Below are 14,972 nucleotides of genomic sequence, written 5' to 3'. Positions count from 1 at the left end.
GCGGCATGCAGGGCCAACTGTAGCCGTCACGCGGTCGCACCGCACCGTGAGGAGGTGCGACAGGGTGGATGAGCTCCCCGGGCAGGAGTCGAACCTGCGTCGCTGATCCTGATTCAAAGTCAGGCGGGCCCTGCCGGCAGACCAACCGGGGAACGCTCGGCGAACCGAGTCCCCCCAACCCTAGAGCATGGACCGCGATTCGGCCACGCAACGGGCCTGAGTAGGCTCGATGCCATGACGTCGACGCCCGCATCCCGACCTTCCAGGCACCCCCGGGCCCGGATGACCAGCGGGCAGCGCCGCGAGCAGCTCATCAGCGTGGCGCGTCGTCTCTTCGCCGACAACGGCGTCGCGGGCACCTCCGTCGAGGAGATCGCTGCCACCGCAGGAGTTTCGAAACCCGTCGTCTACGAGCACTTCGGGTCCAAGGACGGGCTCTACGCCGTCGTCGTCGATCGGGAGGTGCGCCTGCTGCAGGATTCCCTCAATGCCGCGATGACCCGCCCGAAGCAGGGACCACGTCGCACCCTGGAGTCCGCAGTGCTGGCCTTGCTGGACTACATCGATGATCGCCCCGATGGATTTCGCATCATCTCCCGAGATTCCTCGGTCGGATCAACGACCGGCTCCTACGCTTCGATCCTTTCTGACGTCGCTTCCTGGGCGGAAGGGATTCTCGCCGACAACTTCAACCGTCACGGCTTCGACGCCTCCTTCTCGCCCCTTTATGCCCCGGCACTCACCGGGATGGTGGGCATGGCAGGACAGGCCTGGATCGACACCCGGGAACCGGCCAAGGAGGTCGTCGCCGCTCACCTCGTCGACCTGGCCTTCAACGGGCTGGCACGGGTGTCGGAAAATCCGCGTCTCACCCGCCACAGCGAGCGGGAAGAGGATCAGTCCAGCTCTTCCTGACGAGCCAGCACCGCGCGCAGTCCCCGGCCCAGTTGCTCGACGGCCTGCGGGTCCATCGAGTCGAGGAGACGTCCCTCGGATTCCAACAAGGCTGCCAGAGCTCCGTCGACCCGATCTCGTCCGGCATCGGTGAGCTCGACGATGACCCCGCGACCGTCCTTGGGGTGAGGCAGACGACACACCAGGCCACGGTCTGACAGTCTGGTGATCCGATTCGTCATCGTCCCCGAGGCGACCTCAAGCTCGCTGAGGAGCTGCCCGGGGCTGAGTTGGTATGGCTCCCCGGAGCGTCGCAGGGCTGCCAGGACGTCGAATTCCCAGCCCTCCAGGTCCCATTGCGAGAATGCCTTGGAGCGGTCTCGATCAAGGCGACGTGCCAGCCTGGTGACGCGCGACCACACCTCCATCACCTCGACGGGCAGGTCGGGTCGCTCCCTCGCCCATGCCGCGATGATGACATCGACGGCGTCCTTCGGGTCCTGGTGCCGGTGGGAGGTCGTCATGCGAAGCTCCCCACCGGCCCCGGCAACACCTGAGCACCGGAGGCCGGGCCGCGGGCCGTCCTGGTGCGATTGACCTGCGGTAGGGCGGACACGGCGGCGCTGACCTTCTTGGCCCCGGCGGCGTCGCGCACGAGGAAGGCGCAGGTGGGTCCGGAACCCGAGACGAGGGCGGTGAGAGCTCCAGCTTCCTTCCCGACTTCCAGCACCTCGCCGAGTTCGGGACGCAGGTCAACAGCGGGGGCCTGAAGATCATTGCTCATGGTGGCCGCGACCGCGTCGAGATCTCCCCGCGTGAGGGCTGAGATGAGGTCGTTGGGAACTGCCTCGCCCCCGGGGTTCCCGCCCATCTCATCGAAACGTCGGTAGACGGCTGGGGTGGACAGTCCCTGATTCGAGGTGGCGATGACCCAGTGATGACGGCCACGGCAAATCACCGGAGCCAGACGGTCCCCTCGCCCTCGACCCAGCGCCACCCCGCCCATGAGACAGAAGGGCACGTCAGAGCCTAGCTGCGCGGCCAGCGGCTGCAGACTCTCAGGAGAATCGGGAAGACGACACAGGGCGGCTGCGGCGAGCAGGGCTCCGGCGGCGTCAGCGGACCCACCTGCCATGCCACCGGCGACAGGAATGGACTTGTCGATGTGAATATCGACGCCGTGATCGCGCTCCCCCCGCTCCAGGGCGAATTCCTCACGCACCATCTCCACGGCCCGCCAGGCGAGGTTGGTCTCGTCAGTGGGGACCTGGTCGGCATCCTCTCCCGAGACGGTGAGGGTGATGCGTTTGTCGTCACGACGGGTCACCGTCACTTCGTCGTGAATCCCGATCGCCTCGAAGACCGTTGCCAGCGGGTGGAAACTGTCAGGCGCGAGGCTGCCGACCCCCAACGCCAGATTGACCTTGGCGCTGACCCGCACCGTCACGGTCGTGGGACGGAGCAAGTCGAACGGATCGTCCATCATCATGTGCTTACCGTACCGGCAGAAGTTCACACCTGACCCGGATCGCCGAGGACGCCGGCCTGGGCCAACGCCTCCGCAACACGGGTCAAGTCCACGATGTCAAGGGCCTCTCCGCGCACCGTCGGGTCGATCCCTACAGCGCCGATGAGGTCGGAGGCAGCCGCCGAACCACCACACAGTCCAGCCAGTGCGGATCTCAGCATCTTGCGACGGGACGCGAAGGCCGCGTCAATCACGCGGAAGACCTGGGAGCGAGTGGTCTCAGGGGCTCGTCCGTCGATCTTAGGAGGACGTCTCCTCGTGATCCGGACCAACCCGGAATCCACGTTGGGCACCGGCCAGAAGACCGTCGGGGGGACATTTCCCACCCGGGTCGCCACGGCATACCAGGCCAGCTTGGCGCTGGGAACCCCGTAGATCTTGGATCCGGGAGCGGCCACCAGACGGTCGGCCACCTCCGACTGCACCATGACGACACCCGTCGACCACTGCGGACAGATCGCCAGCATGTGCAGCAGCACCGGGACAGCGACGTTGTAGGGCAGGTTCGCCACCAGCGCGGTCGGATCGGAGCCGGGGATGGCATCGACGTCGAGGGCGTCGGAGAGGATGACCTCCAGCCTGTCGGCAGCCTCGGGCATCCGCTCGGCCACCGTGTCGGGAAGCTGGGTGGCCAGCACCTCGTCGATCTCGACAGCGACGACCTGGGCGCCGGTCTCAAGCAGGCCGAGGGTCAGTGATCCCAGGCCTGGGCCGACCTCGATGACACGGTCGTCGGGACCCACCTGGGCCAGGGAGACGATACGACGCACCGTGTTGGCGTCGTGGACGAAATTCTGCCCACGGGTCTTCGTCGGTCTCAGGCCGATCTGACCGGCAATGCGTCGGATCGACGCGGGATCGAGCAATCCGGTTTCGGTCACCAGGCACCTCCATAAGCGGAAAAGGCGTTGTCAGTGAGCTGTTGGCAGGCGCGCGTCTCATCCCACCCACGCTGCTGTGCCACGAAACGGGCGGTGTGCGGCAGCAGGTAAGGGCCGTTGCGCTTGCCGCGGCGTGGCACCGGGGTGAGGAACGGCGCGTCGGTCTCGACGAGGATGCGGTCGTCGGGAACGATCGCCAAGGCGTCACGCTGAGGGCCGGCAGAGTTGAAGGTGATCGTCCCGGAGAAGGACAGGTACGCCCCGTGGCTCAGGCAGATCCGAGCCAGGTCGGCATCACCGGAATAGCAGTGCATGATGACCCGCTCCGGCCAACCTTCTGAGTCGAGAACGTCGACGACGTCGTCATGGGCCTGTCGGCCCTGGGTCGGACCGTCTCCCTCACCACCGTTGCGGGCATCACGCATGTGGATCGCAAGGGTGAGACCGTGCTCATGGGCCATGGCGATGTGGGCGGCGAAGACCTCTCGTTGGAGGGCTTGCCCCTCGTCGTCGGTCGTGCCGAAGTGGTCGATTCCAGTCTCTCCGATGGCCCGGACATGGTCGCCGGCGCTGGCGAGGTCATCGATGTGTTTGAGGGCAGCGCCGATCTTCTTGCGCCCCAGACGGGCGGCGTCATTGGGATGGATCGCCACCGCCGCAATGACGTTCTTATGGGTTCGCGCCAGTTCCTCGGCGAACTCGGACCCCTCCACGTCGCACCCGATTTGAGCAATGTGGGTCACCCCGACCTCACGGGCGGCGGCCAGGCTGATGGCGGTATCGAGGTGGACGATGTCGGCCACCGTGTCGAGGTGGGTGTGGGAGTCCACCAGAGGGGCGGCCAATGGCTCGGGCAGGGGCGGCAGGCCAGCCTCGGCCAGTACCTCACGGATGGCTTCGTTCACGATTCCTCCTGGTCGGTCGAGGCATTCTGGACGGCGTCGTAGAGCTCGTGTCGGTCGACACCGGTGGCCCGTGCCACCTGGGCGACGGCCTTGGACGGCTTGATGCCGTCGTCGATGAGGTCGGCGACCATCTCGACGGCCTCGTCAAGACTCACGGAGTTCCCCCTGGCTCCCTCGATGACGATGGTGATCTCGCCGCGGGCGTTCTCACGAGCCCATTCAGCCAGCTCTGCCAGACCGCCGCGACGAACCTCCTCGTAGGTCTTCGTCAACTCCCGGCACACCGCAGCGCGTCGGTCGGTGCCAAGGACCTCGGCGGCATCGTCGAGCAGATCGGCGAGCCGATGGGGAGCCTCGTAGACGACAGTGGTGCGCGGTTCGTCGGCAAGTTCAGCCAGACGACGACGCCTCTCCCCCGACTTGCGCGGCAGGAATCCCTCGAAGCAGAACCGGTCAGTCGGCATTCCCGAGATGGCCAGGGCTGTCGTCACGGCGGTGGGTCCGGGGACCGAGGTGACGACGATGTCGTGCTCAATGGCGGCGGTGACGAGCCGGTATCCCGGGTCGGACACCGAGGGCATCCCCGCATCTGTGGCGACAACGACGTCGTCCCCGTCACGAAGACACTCAATGAGCTCGGAGGTTCGGACCGATTCATTGCCCTCAAAATAGGACACCACGCGGGCAGAGGTCTCGACGTCAAGGCGGCGCAGCAGATCGCGCAACCGACGTGTGTCCTCGGCAGCGATGATGCGGGCGTCACGCAAGGTCTCGATGAGGGCCGGCGAGGCGCTATGACGGTCCCCGATGGGGGTGCCCGCAAGGATGACTCGTCCCGGTGGTGTCTGGCTCACTCGACCATCGTCCCATGCCGGACCGACGGTGGCGTCTCACCAACCCTCTACCATGGCGATGTGGCAGCAGCGAGAAGATCCTTGTCGACCCTCGAGCGTCTCGACGACGGCCGAATGAGCGACGAGTACACGAGCTGGGTCGTCACGGCCCTCATCACCGCACTGGCTTTCTTGCTGCGGGTGTGGAATGTCGGCTTCCCCAAGAACCTCGTCTTTGACGAGACCTACTACCCCAAGGACGCCTGGACGATGCTCCAGCAGGGGTACGAGGGCACTTGGCCTGACGCAGCGAAAGCCAACGCTGACATCGTCAAAGGAATCACGAACACCTGGACACCCGACGCCGAGTTCGTCGTCCATCCACCGATGGGAAAGTGGCTCATCGCGATCGGGGAGCAACTGTTCGGTTTCAACTCTTTCGGCTGGCGATTCGCATCCGTGGTCTTCGGGTCCCTGCTCGTCCTCATGACGATCCGGTTGGCTCGACGTCTTTCCCGGTCCACAATGGTGGGCGCCATTGCCGGCATCCTGCTCACCCTCGACGGCTTGGCCTTCGTCATGAGCCGGGTCGGACTGCTCGACATCTTCCAGGCCTTCTTCCTGGTGGCAGGTGTGTCCGCGGTGGCGGCTGACCGGGACTGGTTCCGTCATCATCTGGCAGATCATCTGAGAGCCGTCGGCAAACCCCATCTCGACGGGATCTTCGGTCCAGCCCAGGGGTGGCGTCCGTGGCGTCTGGTGGCTGGAGTCATGTTCGGCCTGGCCTGCGCCACGAAGTGGAATTCCATGTTCGTGCTGGCGACGATGGGCATCATCTCGGTCATCTGGGACTGGTCGGCACGTCGGCTCGCCGGTGCGGGCACGAAGGCGTGGTGGTCCTTCCTGCGCGACGGGGTACCGGCCTTCCTCTACCTGGTCGTCGTGGCCGTGGGCATCTACATCGCCACGTGGGCGCGGTGGCTCTCGATCTACCCACACATGGTTCTCGGAAAATCCTGGGCCGGTCCGAACCCTGATCCGGGCCTGTCCAAGGTCATCGGAAAGCCGTTGGCCGCGCTGTGGGACTACCACCAGCAGATCTACGACTTCCACACCGGCTCGTACATGATGACGCAGACCCACGTCTACGCCTCGAATCCATCCGGATGGTTGATCAATCAGCGACCGCTCGGAATTGACGCAGTCAACGACATCAAGCCGGGCCAGCAGGGTTGCGAGGCCGTTGGTGACACCTGCCTGCGTGTCATCTCCGCGACCGGCACCCCCGTACTGTGGTGGTTCGCAGCCATCGCCCTGGTGGCCGCGGTGATCTGGTGGATCTTCGCCCGTGACTGGCGGTTCACCCTGCCGATCGTCGCCATGATGTCGACGTGGATCCCGTGGTTCCGCTACGACGATCGTCCGCTGTTCTTCTTCTATGCCATCTGCATCATCCCATTCACGGTGACAATCCTGGCGATCTGGCTCGGTCAGATCCTCGGGCCGACCAAGGTCACCAGCCGACGCCGCATCGGTGCGATCGTCGTCGGGACGGTCATGGCCTTGGTTGCGGCTGATTTCGCCTTCATCTACCCCGTCCTCACCGACAGTCTCATGACCCGAAAGGCATGGCTGGCACGGATGTGGTTCCGCTCCTGGATCTGAGTCGGCCATTGGACGCCCGGCGGGGTCTGCTCGTCGGACCGATACGCTGAGGGTCCGGAAGGGAACCGACCCGGAAGGACGCCCATGATCTGGAAACTGCACAACGGCGGTGTACTGGAACCAGGTGAGGTGGTGGCTCCCGACGAGAGACTCGGATGGGGACGAACCATCGGGCTGGGAGCCCAGCACGTGGTGGCGATGTTCGGGGCGACCTTCGTCTTCCCCGTCCTCATGGGCCTCAACCCGCAGCTGGCAGTGATGATGTCGGGTATCGCGACCCTCGTCTTCATCTTCGTGACCAAGCATGAGGTGCCGTCCTACCTCGGCTCCTCGGCAGCCTTCCCCGGCGTGGCGACGGCCATCTACGCATCCGGCGGCAAGCCGAATGACGTCTCGGGCGCACTGTTGTGCGTGGGCCTGACCCTCTTCATCTGCGGCATCATCATCCAGGCAGCTGGTTCGCGGGTGGTGCACAAGGTGCTGCCTCCGACGGTGACTGGCGCCGTCGTCATGCTCATCGGCTTCAACCTCGCTCCGGTGGTTGCCAAGACCTATTGGCCCACCGATCAGTGGACCGCGCTCATCGTCATGTTGCTCGTCATCGCACTGTCGGTGGGACCGCGCGGATTCATCTCCCGCATCGCCATTTTCCTGGCCCTGGTCATCGGTTACGTGTTGTCGTGGATCGAGGATCTGGTGTTCGGTCCGCTTCATCACGCCGATGGCACCGTCGCCCCACGAGTGGACTGGTCAGCCGTGCATGACTCAGCATGGATCGGCCTGCCCCCGGTGACGAACCTGGACACCTGGAAGTACCTGCCCCAGGCCCAGAACGGATCCCATTACGCGGCCACCAACGTCGTTGGGTTCCACCTGCCTGCCTTCCACCTGGCCTTCATCCTGTTGGCCCTGCCGGTCGTCATCGCCCTCATCGCCGAGAACACCGGTCACGTCAAGGCCGTTGCCGAGATGACCGGCAAGGACCTTGATCATCAGGTCGGGCGGGCGGTCGCCGCTGACGGTGCGACCTCCATACTGGCCACCTTCCTCGGTGCGGGCCCGACGACGACCTACTCGGAGAACATCGGCGTCATGGCGGCAACGAGGGTGTACTCGACGGCCGCCTATGTGGTGGCTGCGATCGTGGCGATCCTGTTCGGCTTCTCCCCCAAGTTCGGTGCCGTCATCTCGGCGACTCCCGGTGGGGTACTGGGCGGCATCACCGTCGTCCTCTACGGCATGATTGGCCTTCTGGGCGCCAAGATCTGGAAGGAGAACAACGTCGATTTCGGCAATCCGGTGAACCTCGTCCCGGTGGCAGCCGGCATCATTATCGGCGTCGGTGACGTCTCGCTGAAGTTCAGCGACTCCTTCACCCTGGGCGGCATCGCCCTGGGCACCATCGTCACCGTCGGCGTCTATCACCTCGCCAAGTGGCTGGCACCCAACGAGCTGTCCGACGCGGCCGGAGGCACGAACATCATCCTCGACACTCCTGGCATGTACGTTGACGACAACACCCCCGACGACCGTCGTCGTCACGAGGGAGATCGACGCCGTACGCAGTAGGCTTGCGGCCCAGATGACGGAGGAGGCGATCTATGGCAGCAACACCCCAGCCAAGGAACGGTGCCACGACGAGTGCGCGCACCCATGGTGGCGCATCACCATTGGCAACCAGACCAATCGCCGACACGAAACCCGGCATCGTCGACATCAAGTGGTTCGAGCAGGGAGTCCCAGCCGACCCGGAACACCAGGCTGACGTCGAGACGACGCTGTCCTGGCTGGACGGCCACCCCGAGCGTCTGGGAATCATCGTCGAGCAGAGTCCGAACCGGACCCAGATCAAGCGCCTTGTCGACCTCATGCGCCTCGATCCACTGCTGACCGAGGACCTGGTGGAAGGCCACCAGCGTCCCAAGCTGGAACGCCACGGGGATGCCCTGTTCCTGGTGTTGCACCCGCCGTTCTACATCGACTCGATGGAGGATGTGGCCTTCGTCGAGGCCGAGGTCATCAAGCAGCGCAACTGCGTCGTCGTCATCGTGCAGCGCATCCCTGACGAGTTGTCGAGCCTGAGGTGGACCCCGCGTCTTCCCAGTGACCCGGAGTTGCTGCGCCACGGTCCGGAGTCGGTGCTCTACACCATCCTCGACGGCGTCGTCGACCAGACCTTCCCCGTCATCAGCGGCATCCAGTTCGACATCGAACAGATCGAGAGGCAGGTCTTCAGTGGGGACTCCGCAGCCCCCGAACGTATCTACCGCCTGTCTCGTGAGGCCATCGACCTGCAGCACGCCACCAACCCGCTCATCCCGATCATCGCTGCCCTGCGCGCCGGGTCCGCCAAGCATCAGGTGCCACCCGAGCTGCAGGCCTATCTGGCTGACGTCGCCGACCACCTGGCCCGGATCTCCTCCCAGATCACTGACATTCGAGAACTGCTGACCCAGATCCTGACGGTCAATGCGACGCTGGTCGACCAACGCTCCAACGAGGACGTCAAGATCATCTCCGGATGGGCGGCCATCCTCGTCGTGCCCACCCTCATCGGTTCAATCTACGGCATGAACTTCGACTACATGCCAGAACTGCACTGGAGATACGGATACTTCTACTGTCTGCTCAGCATGGTGGCCAGCGGTGTGATCCTGTACGTGATCTTCCACAAGAAGAACTGGCTGTGACCTGACTTCTGCACGGGGTGTGACAAAGAGGAATGGGTCACACCCGGTGACGGTGAGATCCGACTCATTCGCCTCAATCTGAAGCGCAAAGCACCCACTGATCGGACGGAACTCTTCCCGTGGACTAAGGCACGCTTGAGCTGGAGTGCGCTCTAGATATTAACATCAACGCCGTGAGGCAGGCGCTACCAGTCGAGCCGCCAGTCAGCGAGGTCGCGCGTCGTCGCCAAGTATGATCCATGCCTCAATCATGGCCATGGGATATGACATCCCCTGCGAACGACGACGTCAGGGGCCAGGCTGTTATGTCCGTTTGACCCCTGGTTGCTCGGATGTGCCTGGCTTCACTGGGCTGATAATGCAGCCGGATCCGTTGATTCATGCCGGATGTGGCTCCCCATCATCGACGCCAGCCAGTTGGTGACCTTCGATTACTGGCAGCTTGTTCGATTTCGACCTGTTGCATCTCCAGCAGAGTGTTTGAAGGTTGTCATCAACCGACAAGCCACCCTCGGAGACGGGGAGAATGTGGTCAACCTCAAGGAGCAGGTGAGGCTCTTGGCTGAGCGAGACCCCGCAGCTCCTGCATGTGTAGTTATCCCGAGACTTAATGCGCTCACGAACAGCTGATGTCATCAAGGCTCGCTGACCAGCTACACTCGCTCGGTACTTCACTTTATCCGATACCGCCGATATCAGTTCATCCATGACATCGGTAGTCACTTTAATGTCAGTCTTCTGACTGCTGTTCCGCCAGCACTGACATACTCAAACCTGTATTCAGAATAAGGGACAGCAGCTGGAGATAGATCGATGCCTACTTTATCCATGAACTCTTTGCGGTAGTGCTTGAGGATGAACTTTGGAGGCGTGAGGTCAGTCTCGATCGCTTGCTCGCTTTCGTGCAGATTGTCGACAGCGTTCTCTAACCTCGACATGCGATCTGCTATTCCTTCTAAGCGCCTCACTTCGTCCTCGGTAGTGCTAATCCCGAAGTACTTGATGAGGTACTTGATGGGGTCCTCGGTTGCCTTCCTCATAACCTGGAGAGAGAGCAGTTATGAACGTTCACCTCAGACAGGTGAGCGACGTTCCGGTCACGTCGGTTGCATGGCGGCTTATGTTCTCGGTTGTGGCAAAATGGGCATTCCCGCCAGTTTTTGCATGCCAACCTCAAGGGAGCCATCACCGTTGAGTTCAGCGACATATTGAACGATATCGTTGTGCTCGTTCACAATCTCCTCAACTTGGTTAACTCGAGAGAGAAACTTGTCCGACTTGAAGTAATGGACCATCGTGCCGTACCGTATAATTCGATAAACGAGTTAGGCGCCAACGATAGCGGCGAATTCATACCAAAAGTTAATAATTGGTACGACCGCTACCACAATCACAATGATTACAATTAGCCACTCCATAACCCGGTCCAATCTTTTCGAGGGTGCCCGTACGACAACCCCCTTACGCCCCGCCCCAGTCTCTGCTACTAGCGGTGGGGTTGCGATTCTCGGGTATTCCTACCCCCTTGTTATGCCGCTGCTGTGCGGCTGATGTGGTCACGCTCCCTGTCGGTAGGTGTGTGAGTCGTGTGATGAGGATGTCAGGTCTAGGGCGGCAACCTCAAGTGTAAAGTCGGCCAGGGCGTCCGCGATCGCGTCCAGGGCTGGCAGCAGCCACCGTGCCGCGGCGACTCTGACGCGCTCATCGCAGATGGGCGGCTGTGGCCCGACAAATACCAGGCCACGCCAACGCGCCCCATCTAGGCTTGCGGCTCATTGGTCAGTCCGTGATCACTCTGACGCCGACGGATTCCCAGTCCAGTGCGGTGTGCTCATGGTGGTCGGCCCACCATGCGGCCGCCGCGTACTCCAACGCCATGTCGGCAGTGGGGCCCAGGTCGGCGAGTTTGCCCAGCAGTACAGCCGTGGTCTCATCGTCGGGCACATCACCTAACCGTCGAGCCTCATGGACCGCTCCGAACATCGCGCCGGGCGAGCTCGCCGTGGCCGGCCTAGGCGACGTTCCCATCGTTGACCGAGCCAGAACCTCCAACTCCGCCAAACTCCAGCGCGTCCGCGCCAACTCAGCATCAAGCAGATCTTTGAACGTTCGCAGCTCCGAGATAGCCGCCCGCCCCAGCGTCCTCGCCTCACCCCTCAGGGCCTCGCGCCGAGTGACCCACTCAACCAGATCATCCTGGATCGCAGCATGAATCGTCGTTCGAGCCATAACAACAACGTCCTTTCGTGATGGTCGGGGCGTCACCGCCCCGGATCGGTTGAGTAGTTGCCTCAGTCCTCGATCATGTGGTTCCACACCGAGGCCCAAAATCATTGTGCTCCACCGTGTAGACGTAACCCTCGTCGTCATCCCCGATCACGCCGCTGGCCTCGATGGGTTCGATGATCTCGCGCTGAATGGCCCCGTCGCGGGTGGTGCAGGTATGCTTGGTCATGTCAGAGCTCCTTTCTCTGTCCGTGCCCCCGGAGGTTGCCGCCTCGCGGGGGTTTCTCTTGCTGACATCCATAGCTATTCCACCACCTGCCGTTACCGTCAAGGGATTGCTAGACTCAATCATAAAAAATGAGCGTTTAGGTTGTGACTATGAGGTCCCGGTCAATGCCAGCATGGCAGCCCTATACCGGCAGGGGGTATGCGCGCCGGTACAGTCTGGGTACCGATCATCCTGGTCCCCACATGCTCAACCCCTAGTCAGCGCGTACCCGGAACAGACACATAGCGGCACTCGGAGTCACACCATGTCACCATGTGCCACCTGGTTCAGGCATGAGAAAGGGCCACCTGACTAGGCATAACGCCGTGAAAGTGGCCCTAACTACTGGTGGAGCATAGGGGATTCGAACCCCTGACCTTCTCATTGCGAACGAGACGCGCTACCAACTGCGCCAATGCCCCCAACAACGCGGTTACGCTACCACATCCGGGCGACCCGCGCCACGGACGTGACTCAGTCGACAAGGACCTCGTCAGCCCCGGATTGTCCCTGTTCGCTGGCGACGTCGTCGAGGACGGCGCGCATATCCTGAACCATCATCTCGATGTTCGACGGACCCTTCTGCGGTCCACCTGCAATACGACCATCCACACCCAGCAACCACGCCGTCGGGTACCCATGAACCTCGAAGACCAGGTTCGTGGACCCGTCCTTGTCAACCAAGGACAGTGGACGCAGCGACTCCGGCAGTGCCTCGCGAACAGACTCGCTCGTCACCAGGCATCGCACGTCAACCTCGGGCAACAGCATCATCCATCCCGGAGCCTTCGTCATGACTCTCTCGCACGGACCGCAACCGGGAGAGACGAAGATCAGCAGAACCGGGCGCTGCGCCACCAGGCCACGCAGGGTGGTGGTGCGTCCCTCGGCATCCGTCACCGATGCCAGCGGAATCGGCACCGACTCATAGTCGGCGATCTCCTCGGCGTCGTCCTCCTCGGCCACATCATCGACCGGGCGGTAGAGCACCGTCGCGACGACAACGACCGTCAGCACAGCGGCAAGCCACCACCACAGGTCACCGGCTGAGGCCTTGACGATCCTCTCGATGGCCGGACGACGATCGTCAGTGGCCGCGATGAGGGCCAACACCGACGCAGCGACGAGCAAGACGTTGCGGACGATGGTTCGAGCTCCGATGTCACCGGGGGCAAGATCACCAAAACAATGGCAGTCCACCGGATCCGGGATCGTCACGACTGCCCGAATGATGATGACGAGATAGAGGCAGAACAGCGCGACGGCGCAGGAGGCGACGATGATGCCGAACACCCCACCGACGATGAGCAGCAGGGCACCAAGCACGATCTCTGCCCACGGCAGCATGGACAGCACTCCCGACGGCAGTTGCGAACCGGGAAGGCCAAGTGCGTCGAGGGCGTCGCCGACAGTGTCACGAGACTGAACCTTGCTGACGCCCGAGACGAGGAGAATGACCGCGGCAAGCACCGCGCACAGCGTCAGACCGGACAACACAGGTGTCATTGTGCCACCTCATCTGGCGACTGTCGGAACCGTGCTCAGGCCGACGCAACTCGAGCAATCCCCGATGGCCCCTCATTGACCTCCGAGACAGCCTGCTCGTCGTCGGAGGCCTCGACCGGCTTCTCCGCGACGACGGGGGTGTCGACCTGGCCAGGAACCGGGCCGGGAGCGGAGAGGTCGATGGTGCGAACGGTCCGGGCGCTCAACGGCGTCGAGACATAGGTGGGAGCAGTGACGACGACGTCGTCCCACAGCGAGCCCTCCGGGGCCGTCACCGGACGGTCGAGGTCGATGGTCCAGGAAGTGGGCTCGTCGTCGGTGCGAAAGGGCTCCGTCTTCACCTCCAAGACAATGGTCTCCTCGTCCCATCCCCTGTCGATGAGGGCATAACGACGATCAAAACGCTTCGTCATCTCCACCACGGACCACCGCGCCAGGGCGAAGAACCCGACCAGCAGAAGGGCGAAGACCGCCACCAGCCACCACGGAGTGACGTCGGCGATGGCAAGCACCATGAAGAGCACCGTCAAGCTCAACAGCACCAACATCGTCGCCATCCGACGCTTGGCAGCCACCGCCCAGGACCGCCTCAAGTCACGACGGGCGTACGACCTGGTGTACGGGGTGGACAGCTCCACCTCGGGGCCGTCCTCGGTCTTGTCAGGGGTAACTGTGCAAAAGCCTCGGGACACCACGTTCATGGTGTCCGGGAAGTCTTCGTGCCTGTCATCAGACACCTCTTGGGAACGTCGACGATTGACGACCGTGGGGACGAGATAAGCGATCCATCCCACGAGGACGATGGCGATGAGAACAGCTTGGACGGCTTGCACGATTGACACGCTACGGTCTCTCTTCGGCGTGTCGCGTGGACCACACGCGGAGTGTCGGAAAACGAATCACAACGATGTGGTTCAGTCCTCGTCCTCGCTCACCGGCGACCCCGGCAGAAGGTGGTTGGCGAGGTAGTGGCACAGGACGCCATCGGGGTAGTCGTCGGCCAGCAGACGAAACACTCGGTGATCGCGCCATTCACCGTCAATGTGGAGGTAAGCGGGCCTCATACCCTCCTCTGTCATGCCGAGTTTCTCCACCACACGCAAGCTCTTGACGTTCTCAGGACGCACGCAGATCTCGACTCGGTGCAACCCCATCACTTGGAAGACGTAGTCGCATGCCAGGGCCACTGCTGTCGGCGCGACCCCTTTGCCCGCATGGGCGGACGCCACCCAATAGCCCATCGAGCATGACATCGCCGATCCCAAGGAGATCGACGACACCGTCAGCTGACCGATGAGCGGAGTCGTGGCACGGTTGGTGGCCCGATGATCGGGCCATCCGTCGTCCCAACCGATGGCCCACGGCAGACTGCTGCCTTCCTTGGCACGCTTGCGATTCCTGGAGACCATCGCGAGATATCCACCTACGCGCTCGTGGGACCCCGGTGGTTTCGTCGCCTCCCAAGGAGCGAGCCATTCCCAGTCGAGTTCGCGCGTGGTCGTCCATCTCACCTCATCGGCTCGCCGAAGCGGACGCAAAACCACCCCACCGGCCTGCAGGGTCACCAGCCAATGGT

General features: G+C 63.0%; 16 protein-coding genes and 2 tRNA genes. 4 read left to right on the top strand and 14 right to left on the bottom strand.

Annotated features, from left to right (window positions below; translation table 11 throughout):
• Window positions 1-73 precede the first annotated feature (73 nt).
• Window positions 74-152 (bottom strand) — tRNA-Gln (locus HMPREF9153_RS07430).
• Between the two features lie 130 nt (window positions 153-282).
• Between HMPREF9153_RS07430 and HMPREF9153_RS07425 the strand changes: the two genes are divergently transcribed.
• Window positions 283-915 (top strand): TetR/AcrR family transcriptional regulator, encoded by a 633-nt coding sequence (locus HMPREF9153_RS07425; RefSeq protein WP_004810862.1) that lies wholly within the window; start codon window positions 283-285, stop codon window positions 913-915.
• On the opposite strand, the gene HMPREF9153_RS07420 is transcribed toward HMPREF9153_RS07425, so the two are convergent.
• From HMPREF9153_RS07420 to rsmI, 5 genes are read right to left on the bottom strand one after another with little or no spacing between them, the layout of a single operon-like run.
• Window positions 897-1,418, bottom strand: coding sequence for a MarR family winged helix-turn-helix transcriptional regulator (locus HMPREF9153_RS07420; protein WP_004810861.1), 522 nt, complete (start codon window positions 1,416-1,418; stop codon window positions 897-899). The genes HMPREF9153_RS07425 and HMPREF9153_RS07420 overlap by 19 nt on opposite strands.
• Complete coding sequence (locus tag HMPREF9153_RS07415; protein WP_004810858.1) at window positions 1,415-2,383, bottom strand: 4-(cytidine 5'-diphospho)-2-C-methyl-D-erythritol kinase; 969 nt, start codon at window positions 2,381-2,383, stop codon at window positions 1,415-1,417. Before HMPREF9153_RS07415 ends, HMPREF9153_RS07420 begins: the two co-directional genes overlap by 4 nt.
• Window positions 2,384-2,406: 23 nt before the next feature.
• Entirely contained in the window at window positions 2,407-3,303 is an 897-nt protein-coding gene (gene rsmA / locus HMPREF9153_RS07410; RefSeq protein WP_004810856.1) for a 16S rRNA (adenine(1518)-N(6)/adenine(1519)-N(6))-dimethyltransferase RsmA, read from the bottom strand.
• Window positions 3,300-4,208 (bottom strand): TatD family hydrolase, encoded by a 909-nt coding sequence (locus tag HMPREF9153_RS07405; protein ID WP_004810854.1) that lies wholly within the window; start codon window positions 4,206-4,208, stop codon window positions 3,300-3,302. Before HMPREF9153_RS07405 ends, rsmA begins: the two co-directional genes overlap by 4 nt.
• Window positions 4,205-5,062, bottom strand: a complete 858-nt coding sequence (gene rsmI, locus HMPREF9153_RS07400) for a 16S rRNA (cytidine(1402)-2'-O)-methyltransferase (RefSeq protein WP_004810851.1) — start codon at window positions 5,060-5,062, stop codon at window positions 4,205-4,207. Before rsmI ends, HMPREF9153_RS07405 begins: the two co-directional genes overlap by 4 nt.
• Window positions 5,063-5,176: 114 nt before the next feature.
• On the opposite strand from rsmI, the gene HMPREF9153_RS07395 reads away from it, so the two are divergent.
• The 3 genes from HMPREF9153_RS07395 to HMPREF9153_RS07385 all read left to right on the top strand — a co-directional run bounded on the left by HMPREF9153_RS07395 (window position 5,177) and on the right by HMPREF9153_RS07385 (window position 9,396).
• Entirely contained in the window at window positions 5,177-6,706 is a 1,530-nt protein-coding gene (locus HMPREF9153_RS07395; RefSeq protein ID WP_036902281.1) for a dolichyl-phosphate-mannose--protein mannosyltransferase, read from the top strand.
• 84 nt (window positions 6,707-6,790) lie between these two features.
• The gene (locus HMPREF9153_RS07390; RefSeq protein WP_004810847.1) at window positions 6,791-8,275 is read left to right on the top strand and encodes a uracil-xanthine permease family protein; all 1,485 of its coding nucleotides are present in this window, start codon (window positions 6,791-6,793) and stop codon (window positions 8,273-8,275) included.
• 101 nt (window positions 8,276-8,376) lie between these two features.
• Complete coding sequence (locus HMPREF9153_RS07385; RefSeq protein ID WP_036979716.1) at window positions 8,377-9,396, top strand: magnesium and cobalt transport protein CorA; 1,020 nt, start codon at window positions 8,377-8,379, stop codon at window positions 9,394-9,396.
• Window positions 9,397-9,774: 378 nt separating this feature from the next.
• On the opposite strand, the gene HMPREF9153_RS12950 is transcribed toward HMPREF9153_RS07385, so the two are convergent.
• The 8 genes from HMPREF9153_RS12950 to HMPREF9153_RS07350 form a co-directional block, all read right to left on the bottom strand.
• On the bottom strand, window positions 9,775-10,032 hold the full coding sequence (locus tag HMPREF9153_RS12950; protein WP_370882835.1) for an HNH endonuclease: 258 nt from the start codon (window positions 10,030-10,032) through the stop codon (window positions 9,775-9,777).
• Window positions 10,033-10,115: 83 nt separating this feature from the next.
• Window positions 10,116-10,436: a hypothetical protein gene (locus HMPREF9153_RS12465; RefSeq protein WP_004810841.1), complete on the bottom strand. Its 321-nt coding sequence runs from the start codon at window positions 10,434-10,436 to the stop codon at window positions 10,116-10,118.
• Window positions 10,437-11,175: 739 nt separating this feature from the next.
• Entirely contained in the window at window positions 11,176-11,625 is a 450-nt protein-coding gene (locus HMPREF9153_RS07370) for a hypothetical protein (RefSeq protein ID WP_004810836.1), read from the bottom strand.
• Between the two features lie 73 nt (window positions 11,626-11,698).
• Entirely contained in the window at window positions 11,699-11,851 is a 153-nt protein-coding gene (locus tag HMPREF9153_RS12230; RefSeq protein ID WP_154647473.1) for a hypothetical protein, read from the bottom strand.
• A 385-nt stretch (window positions 11,852-12,236) separates the two neighbouring features.
• A tRNA-Ala gene (locus HMPREF9153_RS07365) sits at window positions 12,237-12,312 on the bottom strand.
• A gap of 52 nt (window positions 12,313-12,364) precedes the next feature.
• A complete protein-coding gene (locus tag HMPREF9153_RS07360; protein WP_004810832.1) occupies window positions 12,365-13,396 on the bottom strand; it encodes a MauE/DoxX family redox-associated membrane protein in 1,032 nt (343 codons plus the stop codon).
• A gap of 35 nt (window positions 13,397-13,431) precedes the next feature.
• Window positions 13,432-14,229, bottom strand: a complete 798-nt coding sequence (locus HMPREF9153_RS07355) for a hypothetical protein (RefSeq protein ID WP_174266637.1) — start codon at window positions 14,227-14,229, stop codon at window positions 13,432-13,434.
• 81 nt (window positions 14,230-14,310) lie between these two features.
• Entirely contained in the window at window positions 14,311-14,955 is a 645-nt protein-coding gene (locus HMPREF9153_RS07350) for a GNAT family N-acetyltransferase (RefSeq protein ID WP_171023519.1), read from the bottom strand.
• Between the last annotated feature and the right edge of the window lie 17 nt (window positions 14,956-14,972).

The organism is Cutibacterium avidum ATCC 25577 (genome assembly GCF_000227295.1).
Lineage (GTDB): Bacteria > Actinomycetota > Actinomycetes > Propionibacteriales > Propionibacteriaceae > Cutibacterium > Cutibacterium avidum.
The sequence above is the reverse complement of the archived record's forward strand: the minus strand, read 5'-3'. Positions and strand labels throughout refer to the sequence as shown.